At 55.0% G+C, this 15,507-nt stretch carries 15 protein-coding genes; 10 read left to right on the top strand and 5 right to left on the bottom strand.

The window, feature by feature from the left end; genetic code table 11:
* Window positions 1-144: 144 nt before the first annotated feature.
* Window positions 145-2,610 (bottom strand): glycerol-3-phosphate 1-O-acyltransferase PlsB, encoded by a 2,466-nt coding sequence (gene plsB / locus ACUTQ5_RS16640; protein ID WP_445652149.1) that lies wholly within the window; start codon window positions 2,608-2,610, stop codon window positions 145-147.
* 149 nt (window positions 2,611-2,759) lie between these two features.
* Between plsB and ACUTQ5_RS16635 the strand changes: the two genes are divergently transcribed.
* From ACUTQ5_RS16635 to ACUTQ5_RS16620, 4 genes are all read left to right on the top strand, one after another.
* Window positions 2,760-3,128, top strand: a complete 369-nt coding sequence (locus ACUTQ5_RS16635; protein WP_012147155.1) for a diacylglycerol kinase — start codon at window positions 2,760-2,762, stop codon at window positions 3,126-3,128.
* A gap of 122 nt (window positions 3,129-3,250) precedes the next feature.
* Window positions 3,251-3,859: a transcriptional repressor LexA gene (gene lexA, locus ACUTQ5_RS16630; protein ID WP_012147154.1), complete on the top strand. Its 609-nt coding sequence runs from the start codon at window positions 3,251-3,253 to the stop codon at window positions 3,857-3,859.
* Between the two features lie 292 nt (window positions 3,860-4,151).
* On the top strand, window positions 4,152-5,516 hold the full coding sequence (gene dinF, locus ACUTQ5_RS16625) for an MATE family efflux transporter DinF (RefSeq protein ID WP_445652148.1): 1,365 nt from the start codon (window positions 4,152-4,154) through the stop codon (window positions 5,514-5,516).
* Window positions 5,517-5,799: 283 nt separating this feature from the next.
* The gene (locus ACUTQ5_RS16620) at window positions 5,800-6,009 is read left to right on the top strand and encodes a CsbD family protein (protein ID WP_017894203.1); all 210 of its coding nucleotides are present in this window, start codon (window positions 5,800-5,802) and stop codon (window positions 6,007-6,009) included.
* Between the two features lie 109 nt (window positions 6,010-6,118).
* On the opposite strand, the gene zur is transcribed toward ACUTQ5_RS16620, so the two are convergent.
* Both zur and ACUTQ5_RS16610 read right to left on the bottom strand, forming a co-directional pair.
* Window positions 6,119-6,631, bottom strand: a complete 513-nt coding sequence (zur, locus tag ACUTQ5_RS16615; protein ID WP_012147151.1) for a zinc uptake transcriptional repressor Zur — start codon at window positions 6,629-6,631, stop codon at window positions 6,119-6,121.
* A 299-nt stretch (window positions 6,632-6,930) separates the two neighbouring features.
* Window positions 6,931-7,086, bottom strand: coding sequence for a hypothetical protein (locus ACUTQ5_RS16610; RefSeq protein ID WP_445652147.1), 156 nt, complete (start codon window positions 7,084-7,086; stop codon window positions 6,931-6,933).
* A gap of 205 nt (window positions 7,087-7,291) precedes the next feature.
* Here ACUTQ5_RS16610 and dusA point away from each other — a divergent pair, with 205 nt between their 5' ends.
* The gene (gene dusA / locus ACUTQ5_RS16605; protein ID WP_445652146.1) at window positions 7,292-8,302 is read left to right on the top strand and encodes a tRNA dihydrouridine(20/20a) synthase DusA; all 1,011 of its coding nucleotides are present in this window, start codon (window positions 7,292-7,294) and stop codon (window positions 8,300-8,302) included.
* Window positions 8,303-8,461: 159 nt separating this feature from the next.
* On the top strand, window positions 8,462-8,680 hold the full coding sequence (gene pspG, locus ACUTQ5_RS16600) for an envelope stress response protein PspG (RefSeq protein WP_261092792.1): 219 nt from the start codon (window positions 8,462-8,464) through the stop codon (window positions 8,678-8,680).
* 302 nt (window positions 8,681-8,982) lie between these two features.
* On the opposite strand, the gene ACUTQ5_RS16595 is transcribed toward pspG, so the two are convergent.
* On the bottom strand, window positions 8,983-9,966 hold the full coding sequence (locus tag ACUTQ5_RS16595) for a quinone oxidoreductase (protein WP_445652145.1): 984 nt from the start codon (window positions 9,964-9,966) through the stop codon (window positions 8,983-8,985).
* Between the two features lie 177 nt (window positions 9,967-10,143).
* Between ACUTQ5_RS16595 and dnaB the strand changes: the two genes are divergently transcribed.
* Together dnaB and alr are read left to right on the top strand one after the other, a co-directional pair.
* Window positions 10,144-11,568 carry a replicative DNA helicase gene (dnaB, locus tag ACUTQ5_RS16590; RefSeq protein ID WP_012147143.1) on the top strand — a complete coding sequence of 475 codons (1,425 nt, stop codon included), beginning with the start codon at window positions 10,144-10,146 and terminating at the stop codon, window positions 11,566-11,568.
* Between the two features lie 17 nt (window positions 11,569-11,585).
* Window positions 11,586-12,665 (top strand): alanine racemase, encoded by a 1,080-nt coding sequence (gene alr, locus ACUTQ5_RS16585; protein ID WP_445652144.1) that lies wholly within the window; start codon window positions 11,586-11,588, stop codon window positions 12,663-12,665.
* Window positions 12,666-12,707: 42 nt separating this feature from the next.
* Here the strand turns inward: alr and ACUTQ5_RS16580 are convergent, their stop codons facing one another.
* Window positions 12,708-13,475, bottom strand: coding sequence for a transporter substrate-binding domain-containing protein (locus ACUTQ5_RS16580; protein ID WP_445652143.1), 768 nt, complete (start codon window positions 13,473-13,475; stop codon window positions 12,708-12,710).
* 214 nt (window positions 13,476-13,689) lie between these two features.
* Here ACUTQ5_RS16580 and ACUTQ5_RS16575 point away from each other — a divergent pair, with 214 nt between their 5' ends.
* Window positions 13,690-14,157 (top strand): Lrp/AsnC family transcriptional regulator, encoded by a 468-nt coding sequence (locus ACUTQ5_RS16575; RefSeq protein WP_012147140.1) that lies wholly within the window; start codon window positions 13,690-13,692, stop codon window positions 14,155-14,157.
* 81 nt (window positions 14,158-14,238) lie between these two features.
* Window positions 14,239-15,432 carry an amino acid aminotransferase gene (locus tag ACUTQ5_RS16570; RefSeq protein ID WP_445652142.1) on the top strand — a complete coding sequence of 398 codons (1,194 nt, stop codon included), beginning with the start codon at window positions 14,239-14,241 and terminating at the stop codon, window positions 15,430-15,432.
* Window positions 15,433-15,507 lie beyond the last annotated feature (75 nt).

Here is a 15,507-nt window from a genome sequence, read left to right as displayed (position 1 = left end):
CCTGCTTTGTGGTGAGCAGCCGAAAATCAATAAATTGATTTTCCTGATTTTTGTTTATCGGCCTCTACTCGCTCTGGGCAGGAATGAGGTTTGTCATCAGTCTGAAGGCACCCGAGGGTGCCTTTTTGTTTTTGTAGCAATGGGTTAGTCTTCTTTCTCTTCCGCTGCGACCGTTTCCGGCAACGCGTTGGTTTCCGCCGGCATACTGACGCTCTCGATGGTCAGCTTGATTTCCGGGGTAATCAAATCGCTCAGCATGTTGTAGACCTCCATGGTGTGCTCACGGACCGCATCGCCGATGTCATTGATGTAACCTTCCTCACGCAGCGTCGCCACCAGAGTGGAAAACACTGCCTTGTCGAAGAACTCTGGCGCGTTGATGCCATGCAGCACCGACAGACGCTGGGCCATAATGCGGCTCTCTTTCTCCAATGCCCCACGGTTGATGCTTGGGTTGGCACTGAGGATCGACATGGTGATGGCATAGCGCTGCAGCGTTTCACGGACACCGGCGGCTAACAACTGTAGTGGACGGATGCGGACTGGATTCAGTACCAGACTGTCACCCTTGTCGCAGATCAGCTGCTGACGGATCATCTCGTCGATCAGTGGCCGCAGCACTTCCGGCAGTTGTTCTTTGTCGTTGTGCAGGAACAACTCGGCCTTCAGCATCGGGTAAATCAGGCCAATCTGCCGTAGAAGTTCGGCGCGCGATACCCGGCGGTGATGCATCACAATAGTGGCGATCAGCGACGGCAGAACCAGCAGATGATGGATATTGTTACGGTAATAGGTCATCAACACCGCCTGCTCACGCGGCAGGATGATGATATCGCCGATGTTATCCTTCTCCACTTCGAACTTGTTCATGTTCAGCGCGTGGTCCAGCAGCTCATCCGGCGTCTGGGTGGGTACGGTAACGTCACCGGCATAAGGCACATTGCGCATCAGTTGCAGGTAGCACTCCAACTGCTCAAGCAACTGCTCACGGGTCAGCGAACGCTGACGTGAGGCCAGCAGCGCCGTGGAACACAGGTTCATGGCGTTGGCGGCGGCGGCATTGTTGATACGCACCATAATCTTGGCCGCCAAATCGTTGACCGTCGGCGTTAACCAGCTTGGGCGCTGGGCTTCGATCGGGTCAATGGATTCGCGCCACTGTGGCACATTCTGGTTCAGATAAGCGGTCAACGGCAGTGGATCACCGAAGTTGACGTAACCCTGGCCGAGATTGCGCAGCTTACGCAGGCCGCGCAGCATCTGCAGCAGGCTCTCTTTTTCCTTGGTCGCGCCACGCAACTCTTTGGCGTAGGTGCCCACTTCCATTACGTGTTCGTAACCGATGTAAATCGGCACCAGGGTGATAGGACGGCTACCGCCGCGCAGCATCGCCTGAATGGTCATCGACAGGGTGCCGGTCTTCGGCTCCAGCAAACGTCCGGTGCGGGAACGGCCGCCTTCAACAAAGTATTCCACCGAGTAACCGCGGGTAAACAGCTCGCCGAGGTATTCACGGAATACCGTCGAGTACAGCTTGTTGCCTTTGAAAGTACGGCGAATAAAGAAAGCACCCAGGCGACGGAAAATCGGCCCAGCCGGCCAGAAGTTGAGATTGATACCGGCAGCAATGTGCGGCGGGACCAGCCCCTGGTGATACAGCACGTAGGACAGCAGCAGGTAGTCCATGTGGCTGCGGTGGCAGGGCACATAAACAATCTCGTGCCCGTCCTGCGCCAACTGACGCACGCGTTCGGCGTTAGTGACGTTGATGCCTTGATACAATCGGTTCCAGGTCCAGCTCAGCACGCGATCGGAAAGGCGCACCGTCTCGTAAGAGAAGTCGGCAGCGATCTCTTCCATCAGCGCAATGGCGTTCTGCTGGGCTTTTTCGTGGGAGATTTTCTTGCTGCGCGCTTCGTCTTCGACCGCTTTTTCGATCGCCTTGGACGCCAACAACTTGTTGAACAGGTCCTGACGGGCAGGTAGGCTTGGGCCGACGGCAGCCAGACGCTGACGCGAGAAGTGCATGCGTGCTACGCGAGCCAGTTTCTGCGCAATGATTTTGTCCGTACCGTGCTCGGTGGCCATGCGGCGTAGCGAAACGGTATTGGAAAAACGGACAAAGCTGTCGCGGCCGAGCCACAGCACGGCGAAGAATTTCTGCACGCCGTTCAGCAGACGCAGATGTGGGGTACCATGACCTTCGCGCCCTGGAGAGCGGCCGAACATCACCGAAACCGGCAGCATCTGAATGTCGAGATCCGGATTACTGCGGTGCAGATCCAGATAGTCGTGGAACAGCTTTACCGACTCTTCTTTCGGCGTGTAGTAGCGGAATACGCGCGGCCCGTCGTGAATAAACACGTGGCTTGGCAGCACGGTGCCGTCTATCTCCAGCGGATCGAGGGGATCGGGCAGATCTTGCGCCAGGCACTGGGTGCGCAGCGTCAGCAAATCCGCCTTGGAATTATAAGGTAAAACATACAAAATCGGCCGTGAGGGATCCAACCCTAACTCCGTGACCGGATCTGAAGGGATAACCTTACTTCTTACCAACAGTTTAAGTGGTAAATTCAATAGTTTATAATAAATTTTACGCCAACCTGACATAACAACGTGAAGCCTCTTGTTAGCAATGCGCCGCAAGCATACCAGAAACCGGGTAGCAGATCTGTGGTGTTGGAAAACCGTGAGCCGGGAGAGTTTCCTGGCCTAGACTGTTTAATTATGACTTATCTCTGCTAAAGGCACTCAAAAACATGGCAAACCAAGCAACCGGCCTGACCCGTATTATTAAAGCCGCCGGCTACTCTTATAAAGGCTTTTCCGCTGCCTGGCAGCACGAAGCGGCATTCCGCCAGGAATTGGTGGCGACCGTGCTGGCTATCATACTGGCGATTTGGCTGGACGTAGGTGCGATAGCGCGCATTTTACTGATCGGATCTGTGCTGTTGGTGATGATCGTCGAAATACTCAACAGCGCGATTGAGGCGATTGTCGATCGAGTGGGGACCGAGCATCACGAGCTTTCCGGTCGGGCAAAGGATATGGGCTCGGCGGCGGTCTCACTGGCGATTATTTTGGCGCTGTTCGTCTGGGGTTCGGTGCTGTGGCAGCACTTTGCCTGAGTGGCGGCATTGCATTGCGACCCGTGTCGCTAATCCCTGATTTTTATTCACTCTTCGGTTCCCAAGCTGCAGTTACCTGTATATACTCACAGCAAGACTGTATAAACAAACAGGGGGGCGGAATGAAAGCACTAACTACCAGACAGCAAGAGGTCTATGATCTGATTCGCGATCATATTTCGTCCACTGGCATGCCGCCAACGCGCGCCGAGATCGCCATGCGTCTGGGGTTCCGTTCGCCAAATGCCGCAGAAGAACATCTGAAAGCGCTGGCGCGTAAAGGCGTTATCGAGATTATCTCCGGCGCTTCGCGCGGCATTCGCCTGCTGATGGAAGATGAAGAGGGTTTACCGCTGATTGGCCGTGTCGCCGCCGGTGAGCCGCTGCTGGCGCAACAGCATATCGAAGGGCACTACAAGGTCGATCCTTCCCTGTTCAAACCGAGCGCAGATTTTCTGCTGCGGGTCAACGGCATGTCAATGCGTGACATCGGTATTCTCGACGGCGATCTGCTGGCAGTGCATAAAACTCAGGACGTGCGTAATGGCCAGGTGGTTGTGGCACGCATTGAAGATGAAGTCACGGTCAAACGCCTGAAAAAGCACGGTAACGTGGTTGAGCTGTTGCCGGAAAACAGTGAATTCCAGCCGATTGTGGTCGATCTGCGTCAGCAGAATTTCACCATTGAAGGTCTGGCGGTCGGTGTGATCCGCAATGGCGACTGGGTTTAATCCTCGCGCCTAAACATCGTCCTCTGATTCAAGTCGCCCCAGCTCTGGGGCGATGTCATATCTGATTCACTATATACCCTATAGCTTTCAAGTTGCAGCTAAGCGGCCAACTCGCTCATCCCCAGGCGCTTACTCAGGTAAGTAACTGGGGTGACAAATCTGCCGGGAGCAGATTTGAATGCTGCTCGCAGCGGCCCCAAAGGGGTGTGGCCCATGGACGGGCCACATAACTGAGTGCAGATAACAACACTGCAACTTGAAAGATGACGGGTATACACGGGAACATTTCACTATGCGCCTGTTTTCTGCCTTCACCAGCGATACCGATAAAGCCCTGTGGCGCCTTGCGCTGCCCATGATTTTCTCCAATATCACCGTGCCGCTGCTTGGGCTGGTGGATACCGCAGTGATCGGCCACCTCGACAGCCCTACCTATCTGGGGGGCGTAGCGGTTGGCTCCATGGCGACCAGCTTCCTGTTTATGCTGTTGCTGTTTCTGCGTATGAGTACCACCGGGCTGACCGCACAGGCGTTGGGGGCGCAAAATCCGCAGGGGCTGGCACGAGCCTTTATGCAGCCGTTGCTGCTGGCAGTGTTGGCTGGGGCGGCGATTGTGTTACTGCGCTATCCGCTGATTGAGTTGGCACTAAGAATCGTCGGTGGCGATGGGACGGTGCTGGAACAGGCTCGCTTATTCCTCGAGATCCGTTGGCTGAGTGCCCCGGCGGCACTGGCCAATATGGTTATCCTGGGTTGGTTGCTCGGGGTGCAATATGTGCGCGCACCGGTGATCCTGCTGATTGTCGGCAACCTGTTGAATATCGTATTGGATATCTGGCTGGTGATGGGACTGGGCTGGAACGTGCAGGGGGCCGCTACGGCGACTGCCATTTCTGAATATGCCACGCTGCTGTTGGGATTATGGCTGGCCTGGCGCGTGATGCGCATACGCGGCATTTCTGTGCCGATGCTGCGCCAAGCCTGGCGCGGTAATTTGCGGCGTCTGCTGGCGTTGAATCGCGACATTATGCTGCGTTCATTGCTGCTGCAACTGTGTTTTGCCTCGCTGACCATCTTCGGTGCCCGGCTTGGTGGCGAGGTGGTCGCGGTCAATGCGGTGCTGATGAATTTGCTGACCTTCACCGCTTATGCGCTGGACGGTTTTGCCTACGCGGTAGAGGCGCATTCGGGGCATGCCTATGGAGCCCGTGACGATAGCCAACTGCGCAAAGTATGGCGTGCGGCTTGTCGGCAAGCCTGTCTGGTGGCGTTGGGCTTTGGGCTGCTCTATGCCGTTGCCGGGCCGCAAATTATAGCGGCGTTGACCTCTTTACCAGAACTGCGCGCGCTGGCGAGCCATTATCTGCCGTGGCAGGTAGTGCTGCCATTGGTGGGAGTATGGTGCTATTTGTTGGACGGCATGTTTATTGGGGCCACCCGCGGCGCAGAAATGCGTAACAGCATGGCAGTAGCCGCCGCCGGTTATGGGCTGACGCTGTTTACCTTGCCTGTATTAGGCAACCATGGATTGTGGCTGGCGTTGGCGGTATTTCTTGCGTTACGTGGTCTTGCTCTCGGGTGGATTTGGCATTGCCACAGGGTGCGAGGGACCTGGTTTGCAGCGGATGTGGCGCAATCAAAAATGATTAATCATTAGTTTTATTTATATTTTAATTCATATTAAGTTACATTTTCTTGAGCGAAATTGTTTCCGCTTACTTGCTGTTATTTTGGTGTTTTTACTGTGTTTTATTGTTTTTGTGAATTTTTATCCTGAGTTTTTATTTTTTTCGCTATCTGTAGCTATAGTTAATCATGTGGCTGGCGGAATGAATTGGAACTGACAATCCTTTTATTCAGGTCAATTGACCGAAATAATTACTCAGTTAAGTCCGGCCACAGGCGTTTAAAACTGACTAATCACAGGTAACGGAGAGGTTATGAACAAAGATCAAGCCGACGGTAACTGGAAGCAGTTTAAAGGGAAAGTGAAGGAAAAGTGGGGCAAGCTGACCGATGACGATCTGACGGTCATTGAAGGGAAACGTGAACAGCTTGTCGGTAAAATTCAGGAACGTTACGGCTACCAGAAAGAGGCGGCCGAGAAAGAAGTTAAATCCTGGGAAGACCACAACAAGTATCGTTGGTAGCGCGCTGGGCCGCAGCGGATTGCGGCCACAAGCTACCTTTTAAAGGTCCGGCGTTTTTATCCCCTTGACGCTAAACCTGCAGGTACAAGGAAGTACCTGAAAACCCAACCTATTTCTTCTTGATGGCGATGCTGTGATCGTGTTCGCCGCAGTCATGCTTGCTGTCACAGGCTTCTACCTCAACGCACCCCGCACACAGGCCATGCGCCTCCACCACGTTATGGCGCAGAACAAAACCAGACTCCTTCGCCAGTTTCTGCAGTGTCTCTTCGACCCCTTCGGTAGTGCGTTCGGTCACCTGACCACAGCGATCGCAGATAAACAACGCGGAAGTATGCGTCGGCTGTTCGAAGTGATGGCACAGCACGTAGCTGTTGGCTGACTCCACCCGGTGAATAAAGCCTTGTTCCAGCAGGAAATCCAGTGCTCGGTACACCGTCGGTGGTTTGGCCTGAGGTTCGGCGACGCGCAGCAGATCCAGCAGATCGTAAGCGCTGATGGCACCGGGCTGCTGTGCCATCAGGCGTAACACTTCCAGCCGCTGCGGTGTCAGACGCACATTGCGTTGCTGACAGAGTTGTTCAGCCTGCGCCAGCAGCTTTTCCTGGGTGCTTGAGTTCATGGCAAATTTCCCGGTACGTAAAAAAGCCGATTTTACCATGCTTCAGTCAAATCGCCGAGAGTCGGCCCCTTTTCCTCTGATATGGCGCACTAATCGACTGGTTTGCCGTCTGCCGTCCGTCACTAGCGTGACGATGTTCACACTTCGGGAGCCGGAGGCAGTGGATCCTCAGCCGGCAAGTGAGCGTTGAAAGCGCTCTGCCAACGCGGCCATTTCCGGCGCAGGATTATGCCCAATCAGCATAAAACCATGACGGCCATCGGCCCAGTAGACCACGTTCATCCCCTGGCGACGCTCGCTTAATAGGCGCGATCGCCTGCGATGCCGAGTGCCAGAAAACCAACGGCGGCGGCGATCAGGCTACGCCGACTGTCACCGCCCATCGCCAGGGCCGCACCGGAGAACAGCAGAGAACCGGCAATGACTGGCAGCAGGCGTTTAACGAAACTGTTCATGGTTGTTTCCTCATTGATAAAGGTGCACAACTGCACCCGTGTTGAGAGAACACCTGACCACGCTTTTTTATTCGTTTTTTCGAGGACTTTTTTAACCGGGCGGTACAGTGGTTTTCCCAACGCTGTCGATTGTCGTTATAATAGGCGTTTGCGGCAGTACGCCGTTCGTTGAAACCAGACAGAATCAGGTAGCCAGTAACCCAGCATGACGACAGACAACAACGCTTCAAAATACGCCGCCAATCGTTTCTCCATCGCGCCGATGCTCGACTGGACCGATCGTCATTGCCGTTACTTCCACCGCCTGCTGACCAAAGACACGCTGCTGTACACCGAAATGGTGACTACCGGCGCGATTATCCACGGCAAGGGCGACTATCTGGCCTACAGCGAAGAAGAACATCCGGTGGCGCTGCAATTGGGCGGCAGCGATCCAGCTGCGTTGGCGCACTGTGCCAAATTGGCTGAGCAGCGCGGCTACGACGAGATTAATCTTAACGTCGGTTGTCCGTCAGATCGGGTGCAGAACGGCATGTTCGGTGCCTGTCTGATGGGGCAGGCAACGCTGGTTGCCGACTGCATCAAGGCGATGCGTGACGTGGTGTCGATCCCGGTGACGGTGAAAACCCGTATCGGCATTGACGACCAGGACAGCTATGAGTTTCTGTGTGATTTTATCGCCACCGTTGCTGGCCGCGGCGAGTGCGATATGTTTACTATTCATGCGCGCAAAGCCTGGCTGTCGGGCCTGAGCCCGAAAGAGAACCGCGAAGTGCCACCGCTGGATTATCCGCGTGTCTATCAGCTAAAACGTGATTTCCCAGAACTGACTCTTGCCATTAATGGCGGGGTGAAAACTTTGGAAGAGGCGAAGCAGCATCTGCAGCATCTGGACGGCGTAATGATGGGGCGTGAAGCCTATCAGAACCCGGGAATTCTGGCGCGGGTCGACAGTGAACTGTTTGGTCGCCAGACTGAGGTGATGGACAGCGTGGCGATTATTGAGGCGCTGTATCCTTACATCGAACGCGAACTGTCGAACGGTACCTATTTGGGCCATATTACCCGCCATATTCTGGGCCTGTTCCAGGGCGTGCCGGGGGCGCGTCAGTGGCGCCGTCACCTGAGCGAAAATGCCCATAAGCCAGGGGCCGATACGCGCGTGGTTGAACAAGCACTGGATTTAGTGCGCTTACCGCGTACCGAAATGGCGTAATCGACATAAATATCTGACTAAAAGTTAGCGTTTTTGACCAGGCATGTCGCATTATGTGATGTGCCTTTTTTTTAATTTCAATCAGTTAGTTTCAACGCCGGTCTGGCACGCTTCTTGTAATAGCTCAGCAGATACTTTGTTTTGCGAAGGAGCAAAATCATGTTGGAACTTTTCTTTCTGGTCGGTTTTGTTGTGATGCTGATGGTGACCGGGATTTCGCTGCTGGGCGTATTCGCCGCGATAGTGGTGGCGGCGGCGTTTATGTTACTCGGTGGGCTGTTTGCGATGGTGATTAAGCTGTTGCCGTGGTTGATTCTGGCTGTGGTAGCTGTCTGGATTTACCGTTCGATGCAGAAACCACAAATACGCCGCTACTGATTTTTTGTTGAATAATCAGTCGGTCACACTGAAATCTACGCAACAGACTTGTGCTGAATGCGGCAGCGATCACAGCTTGGTGCTTTAAATGCTAATACGGCGCATTAGCCATGTTTTTTACGTTTCTGGGCTGTTAGGATATTTGCCGATACAGCGATGCGACCGATTTCATCACCGCAAGAGACATTGACCTAATACGAGTGTTGCTCAAGCAACCCGCTGTCTCGGGCGGACTCTGCTCTACCCCTACAAACGCAGTAATAGAAAGGGCTCCTTATGGGGCCCTTTGCTTTTGCCGGTGATCAGGGGATCAGCAAGCTTGAACCGCTGGTGTTACGGCTTTCCAGCACCTGATGCGCGCGCTGAGCATCGGCCAACGCAAACTTTTGCTCTTCCTTCACATCGACTTTGATTGCCCCGCTGCCGATCAATGAAAACAGCTCATTGCTGGCATACTGCAGTTCAGCACGGTTGGTAATGTAGCCGTTAAGCGAAGGGCGGGTGACGTACAGCGAGCCTTTTTGGTTCAACAACGCCAGATCAACCCCGGTGACCGGGCCGGAGGCATTGCCGAAACTCACCATTAGCCCACGGCGTTTCAGGCTGTTAAGCGAGGCTTGCCAGGTACTTTGGCCTACCGAGTCGTAAACGACGCCGACTTTCTCGCCCTGGGTCAGTTCAGACACGCGCTGGGCGATATCTTCCTTATGGTAATTGATGGTTGCCCATGCGCCGGCGTGCTTCGCCAGCTCGGCTTTTTCGTCGGAGCCAACGCTACCGATAAGTTTTGCCCCAAGCGCTTTAGCCCACTGGCAGGCAATCAGCCCGACACCGCCCGCGGCGGCATGGAACAGGAACACTTCACCCGGTTGCACCTCATGGGTTTGGCGCAGTAAATAATGCACCGTCAACCCTTTCAGGAAAGAGGCCGCGCCTTGCTCAAAGCTCAGGTTATGCGGCAGCAATGCTACCTTTTCCTGCGAAACATTGTGCACTTCGCTGTAGGCTCCCAGTGTCGACTGGGCATACACCACCCGGTCACCTGGTTTTAGCACGCTGACACCGGCACCGACCTTGGTGACCACCCCGGCAGCCTCGGTGCCCAACCCGCTCGGCAGCCTAGCGGGCGGGTACAGACCGCTACGTACGTAGGTGTCGATATAGTTGATGCCGATCGCCTTGTTCTCGATCTGCACCTCACCGGCTGCCGGGTCTACGGGGGTAAAATCAACGTATTGCAAGACTTCCGGGCCGCCGGTGGCGGAGAATTGAATGCGCTTTGCCATTTCATTACCTCGAGTGGGGGTCTGATTTCACCCTACGCGTTTTAGCATCGGCGATCCAGTTTGCCCTGGGACGGATTGATACTTTTTGCATCTGTTATGCGCAGGAATCACAGCTAAAAATCACGTATACTCTCGCGTCAGGATCCTCCATTCGCCACCGGATAAAGAATACGTTTCATGGCAGGAAAAAAACCAACCAACAGAACAAACGCAGACGAAGCCAAAGAGCGCCCAAGAGACCGCCAGATGGAAGGGCTGAAGATGCCGCCACATTCGCTGGAGGCGGAGCAGTCCGTGTTGGGCGGTTTGATGTTGGATAACGAACGTTGGGACAACGTGTCCGAACGCGTAGTCTCCAACGATTTCTTCAGCCGCCCGCATCGCCTGATCTTTACCGAGATGCAGCGCCTGCTGGAAATGAGCCGACCGATCGACCTGATCACCCTGTCCGAATCACTGGAACAGCGCGGTGAGCTCGATTCCGTCGGGGGGTTCGCCTACCTAGCCGAGTTATCGAAAAACACCCCCAGTGCTGCCAACATCGGTGCTTATGCGGATATCGTGCGTGAACGTGCGGTAGTGCGCGAGATGATCTCGGTAGCCAATGAAATCGCCGACGCCGGTTACGATCCACAGGGTCGCAGCAGTGAAGACTTGCTCGATCTGGCCGAATCCCGGGTGTTCCAAATCGCGGAAAACCGGGCCAGCAAAGATGAAGGCCCGAAAGGTATTGAGCGTATCCTGGAAGATACCGTTGCGCGCATAGAACAGCTCTATCAACAGCCGCACGATGGTGTTACCGGGGTAGATACCGGCTATCAGGATCTCAATAAGAAAACCGCCGGTTTGCAGAAATCGGATCTGATCATCGTTGCCGCTCGTCCTTCGATGGGTAAAACCACCTTCGCCATGAACCTGTGCGAACACGCCGCAATGACGCAGGAAAAACCGGTGCTGATCTTCAGCCTTGAGATGCCAGGCAACCAGATCATGATGCGTATGCTGGCGTCGCTTTCGCGTGTAGACCAAACGCGCATTCGTACCGGTCAGCTCGATGACGAGGACTGGGCGCGGATTTCCAGCACCATGGGTATCCTGCTGGAGAAGCGCAATATGTACATTGATGACTCCTCCGGCCTGACGCCAACCGAGGTTCGCTCCCGTGCGCGCCGTATTTTCCGTGAACATGACGGCCTGAGCCTGATCATGATCGACTACCTGCAACTGATGCGCGTGCCGTCCTTGTCCGACAACCGTACGCTGGAGATTGCTGAAATTTCCCGTTCGCTCAAGGCGTTGGCGAAAGAACTTCAGGTGCCGGTGGTGGCGCTGTCGCAGTTGAACCGAAGCCTGGAGCAGCGTGCCGACAAGCGCCCGGTCAACTCCGACCTGCGTGAGTCCGGTTCTATCGAGCAGGATGCCGACCTGATTATGTTCATCTACCGTGATGAGGTTTATCACGAGAACAGCGATCTGAAAGGGATTGCCGAAATTATTTTAGGTAAGCAACGTAACGGCCCAATCGGTTCTGTGCGTCTGACCTTTAACGGCCAGTGGTCGCGTTTTGATAACTACGCGGGACCACAATATGATGACGAATAATCAGCTAAGGAACTGAAATGAAAGCGGCAACCGCTGTAATCGACCGCCGCGCTCTGCGACATAATCTGCAACAGGTGCGCCGTCAGGCGCCGCAAAGTCGCCTGATTGCCGTTGTGAAAGCAAACGCTTATGGACATGGCCTGCTGGAAACAGCGCACACTCTTCAAGATGCCGACTGTTACGGCGTGGCGCGCATTGGCGAGGCGCTGATGCTGCGTTCCGGCGGTATCGTCAAACCGATCCTGATGCTGGAAGGTTTCTTCTGTGCCGAAGACCTGCCGGTGTTGGTGGCCAATAACATCGAAACCGCCGTACATAGCATCGAGCAGCTTGAAGCGCTGGAGCAGGCCACGTTGGCGCGACCGGTACCGGTGTGGATGAAACTCGATACCGGCATGCATCGTCTGGGCGTGCGTCCGGAGCAGGCAGAGGCGTTCTATCAGCGCCTGAGAGCTTGCCGTAACGTGGTACAGCCGGTCAATATCATGAGCCATTTCAGCCGCGCCGATGAGCCTGAGTCGGACACCACGCTCAAGCAAATTCAATGTTTTGAAAGCTTTGCCGCCGGTAAACCAGGGCAGCGTTCGATCGCCGCCTCCGGGGGCACTCTGCTGTGGCCGGATGCGCACAACGAGTGGGTTCGCCCAGGCATTATCCTGTACGGTGTTTCACCGATGGAAGGCTCTCAGGGCTGTCAGTATGACCTGCAACCGGCCATGACGCTTAAATCCAACCTGATCGCGGTGCGTGAACACAAAGCCGGTGAGTCGGTGGGCTACGGTGGCACCTGGATTAGCGCAGGGGATACCCGTTTGGGCGTGGTGGCAATGGGTTATGGCGATGGCTATCCGCGCAGTGCACCTACCGGGACACCGGTGTGGCTTAACGGCCGTGAAGTGCCGATAGTAGGTCGGGTGTCGATGGACATGATGTCGGTCGATCTGGGGCCGGAGGCTACCGATAGGGTTGGCGATGAAGTGGTGCTGTGGGGCCAGGCTTTACCGGTCGAACGAATTGCCGACTGTACCGGCATCAGCGCTTATGAACTGATTACCAAACTGACGCAGCGCGTGTCGATGGAATACATCGGCGAATAGCCTGTGAGGGGCCAGCACCTGCCGGCCCCAATCATTAACGCGTTATTTCTTTACCGCCAGCCACCGATCAATAATGCTCTGATACTCACCGGTCGCTTTGGACAGGTGCAGCCACTGATCCACATACAATTTCCAGCTTAAATCATCACGCGGCAGCATGTAGGCTTTCTCGCCGTACTGCATCGGTTTTTTGGGATTCACTGCGCACAGTTTCGGAAAACGTTTTTGCTGATACAGCGCCTCGGAGGCGTCGGTGATCATGACATCGGCTTTCTTGTCGACCAGCTGCTGGAAAATTCCCACGTTATCATGGGTCAGCGTCAGTTTTGCCTTGGGCAGATAGGTATGCACGAAGGCTTCGTTGGTGCCTCCCGCCGGCTCCAGCAGACGCACCGAGGGTTTGTTGATCTGGTCGATGGTACGGTATTTCTTCACGTCTGTGCAGCGTACCAATGGGATCTTGCCGTCGGTATCCAGCATGTCGGCGAAGAAGACCTGCCTTTGCCGCTGCAGCGTGACCGAGATCCCGCCCATGGCGATGTCGCATTTACCGGCGACGAAGTCCGGCGTCAGGGTTTTCCAACTGGTTTTTACCCATTTCACTTTGGCGCCCAGGCTTTTGGCCAGCGATTCCGCCATGTCGATATCAATGCCTTCATAGCTGCCGTCTTCCTTCAGGAAGGTGTAAGGCTTGTAATCGCCGGTGGTACACACTTCCAGCGTGCCCTGCTGGATCACCTTATCCAGGTGCGATTGAGCGCTGGCGCTCCCGGCGGCGACCAGCAGTGCGAGAGGTAATAATTTTTTCATCGGCGTCCTTTTTATACATTCGTGGTTTTATGCGCTCTTTAGCCGTTAATTGTTGCTGACTTGCGCGAGTTACCCACTTTTTATGCCATTAGCAGGTAGAAACGTTCGGCATTGCTGCTGCGCGCTTCACAACCTCGGTGGGGGAAAGGTATCCACAGTCAAAAAACTGATAGGCTGTAACGTCAACATTTATTAACACAGTTTACAGGTGGCTATGTACAACATTGATGATTTTGATATGAAAATCCTGACGCTGTTACAGGCCAATGGCCGTCTGACCAATCAGGAACTGAGCGATCTGGTGGGGTTGTCGGCTTCCCAGTGTTCCCGGCGGCGCATCAGTCTGGAGCAGGCACAGCTGATCCGCGGCTACCATGCACGGCTGGCACCGGAGGCCGTCGGGCTGGGGCTGGTGGGGCTGATAGAAGTGAGCCTGACACACCATGCTCAGGAGCAGATCGACAGTTTCCACCAGATGCTGGAAGAAGTTGACGCCATTCTTGACGCCTATAAAACCACCGGCGATGCTGATTATCTGCTGAAGGTGGCGGTGGCGGATCTGCCGGCGCTGGACGACTTTATCAGTCAGACGCTATCGCGGCATAAAAGCGTGGCACATATCAAAACGGCGGTGGTGCTCAACCGAATCAAGGAAAACGGTTTGTTGCCGGTTGCGCGATAAAGCTAAAACCGAACGCCGTTTCCGTCTATATTAGAGCCTGGTGCTGTGCCCCCGAACCCTAATAATACAGGAGAACAACCCGTGTTTCAGAACGTTGATGCCTATGCAGGTGACCCGATCCTGTCGCTGATGGAAAAATTCAAAAAAGATCCCCGTTCGCACAAGGTTAACCTGAGTATCGGCCTTTACTATGACGAGCAGGGCATTATCCCGCAGATGAAGGCGGTTGCCGCCGCAGAAGCGCAACTGAGCAGCGTGGATCACGGCGCGTCAGTGTATCTGCCGATGGAAGGTCTGCTGCCTTACCGTACTGCGATTCAGCACCTGCTGTTTGGCACCGAGCACAGGATGTTGCAACAGGGGCGTATCGCCACCATTCAAACCGTGGGCGGTTCCGGCGCGCTGAAGGTCGGTGCCGACTTCCTGAAAAGCTATTTCCCGGATTCGCAGGTGTGGGTCAGCGACCCGACCTGGGAAAACCACATCGCCATCTTTGGCGGTGCCGGTTTCAAGGTTAATACCTACCCCTACTTCGACAGCGAAAGCTTGGGCGTGAAGTTTGACGCTATGCTGAACGCATTGAAACAGCTGCCGAAGCACAGCATCGCGCTGTTGCACCCGTGCTGTCATAACCCGACCGGCTCTGACCTGACCCATGCTCAGTGGGATGAAGTGGTCAAAGTGATTGCTGAACGTGAACTGATCCCGTTCCTGGATATCGCTTATCAGGGCTTTGGCGGTGGGATTGCCGATGACGCCTATGCCATCCGCACTATTGCTGCGGCCGGTCTGCCATGCCTGGTGAGCAATTCGTTCTCGAAAATCTTCTCGCTGTACGGCGAACGCGTCGGCGGTCTGTCGGTGGTGTGCGAAAGCGAAGAGGCGGCCGGGCGCGTATTGGGTCAGTTGAAGGCTACGGTTCGCCGCAACTATTCCAGCCCGCCGAACTTCGGTGCGCAGGTGGTGGCGAAGGTGCTGAACGAGACCGAACTGAAAGCCCAGTGGCTGGCAGAAGTCGAAACCATGCGCACCCGCATCCTTGAGATGCGCAAAACGCTGGTGGAAGCGCTGAAAGTTGCTCTGCCGCAGCGTAACTTCGATTACCTGCTGCAGCAGCGCGGCATGTTCAGCTACACCGGTTTCAGCGCGGCACAGGTTGATCGCCTGCGTGAAGAGTTCGGCGTGTACCTGATCCACAGCGGCCGTGTCTGCATGGCCGGTCTGAACCACAATAACGTGCATCAGGTGGCCGAGGCGTTTGCCGCAGTGCAATAATGTTGTTAGGGTTTGAGGTTCGCAAGGGAGCGATAGCGATATCGCTCCCTTTTTGTTGTCGGTTTGCCGCCGGAG

The sequence above is a fragment of the Serratia sp. NA_112.1 genome (assembly GCF_052691715.1).
The sequence above is the reverse complement of the archived record's forward strand: the minus strand, read 5'-3'. Positions and strand labels throughout refer to the sequence as shown.

What these genes read in the sequence shown, in the direction of transcription:
- plsB (WP_445652149.1), bottom strand. Translation starts at nt 2,610, where the DNA reads ATGTCAGGTTGGCGTAAAATTTATTATAAACTATTGAATTTACCACTT.
- ACUTQ5_RS16635 (WP_012147155.1), top strand. Translation starts at nt 2,760, where the DNA reads ATGGCAAACCAAGCAACCGGCCTGACCCGTATTATTAAAGCCGCCGGC.
- lexA (WP_012147154.1), top strand. Translation starts at nt 3,251, where the DNA reads ATGAAAGCACTAACTACCAGACAGCAAGAGGTCTATGATCTGATTCGC.
- dinF (WP_445652148.1), top strand. Translation starts at nt 4,152, where the DNA reads ATGCGCCTGTTTTCTGCCTTCACCAGCGATACCGATAAAGCCCTGTGG.
- ACUTQ5_RS16620 (WP_017894203.1), top strand. Translation starts at nt 5,800, where the DNA reads ATGAACAAAGATCAAGCCGACGGTAACTGGAAGCAGTTTAAAGGGAAA.
- zur (WP_012147151.1), bottom strand. Translation starts at nt 6,631, where the DNA reads ATGAACTCAAGCACCCAGGAAAAGCTGCTGGCGCAGGCTGAACAACTC.
- ACUTQ5_RS16610 (WP_445652147.1), bottom strand. Translation starts at nt 7,086, where the DNA reads ATGAACAGTTTCGTTAAACGCCTGCTGCCAGTCATTGCCGGTTCTCTG.
- dusA (WP_445652146.1), top strand. Translation starts at nt 7,292, where the DNA reads ATGACGACAGACAACAACGCTTCAAAATACGCCGCCAATCGTTTCTCC.
- pspG (WP_261092792.1), top strand. Translation starts at nt 8,462, where the DNA reads ATGTTGGAACTTTTCTTTCTGGTCGGTTTTGTTGTGATGCTGATGGTG.
- ACUTQ5_RS16595 (WP_445652145.1), bottom strand. Translation starts at nt 9,966, where the DNA reads ATGGCAAAGCGCATTCAATTCTCCGCCACCGGCGGCCCGGAAGTCTTG.
- dnaB (WP_012147143.1), top strand. Translation starts at nt 10,144, where the DNA reads ATGGCAGGAAAAAAACCAACCAACAGAACAAACGCAGACGAAGCCAAA.
- alr (WP_445652144.1), top strand. Translation starts at nt 11,586, where the DNA reads ATGAAAGCGGCAACCGCTGTAATCGACCGCCGCGCTCTGCGACATAAT.
- ACUTQ5_RS16580 (WP_445652143.1), bottom strand. Translation starts at nt 13,475, where the DNA reads ATGAAAAAATTATTACCTCTCGCACTGCTGGTCGCCGCCGGGAGCGCC.
- ACUTQ5_RS16575 (WP_012147140.1), top strand. Translation starts at nt 13,690, where the DNA reads ATGTACAACATTGATGATTTTGATATGAAAATCCTGACGCTGTTACAG.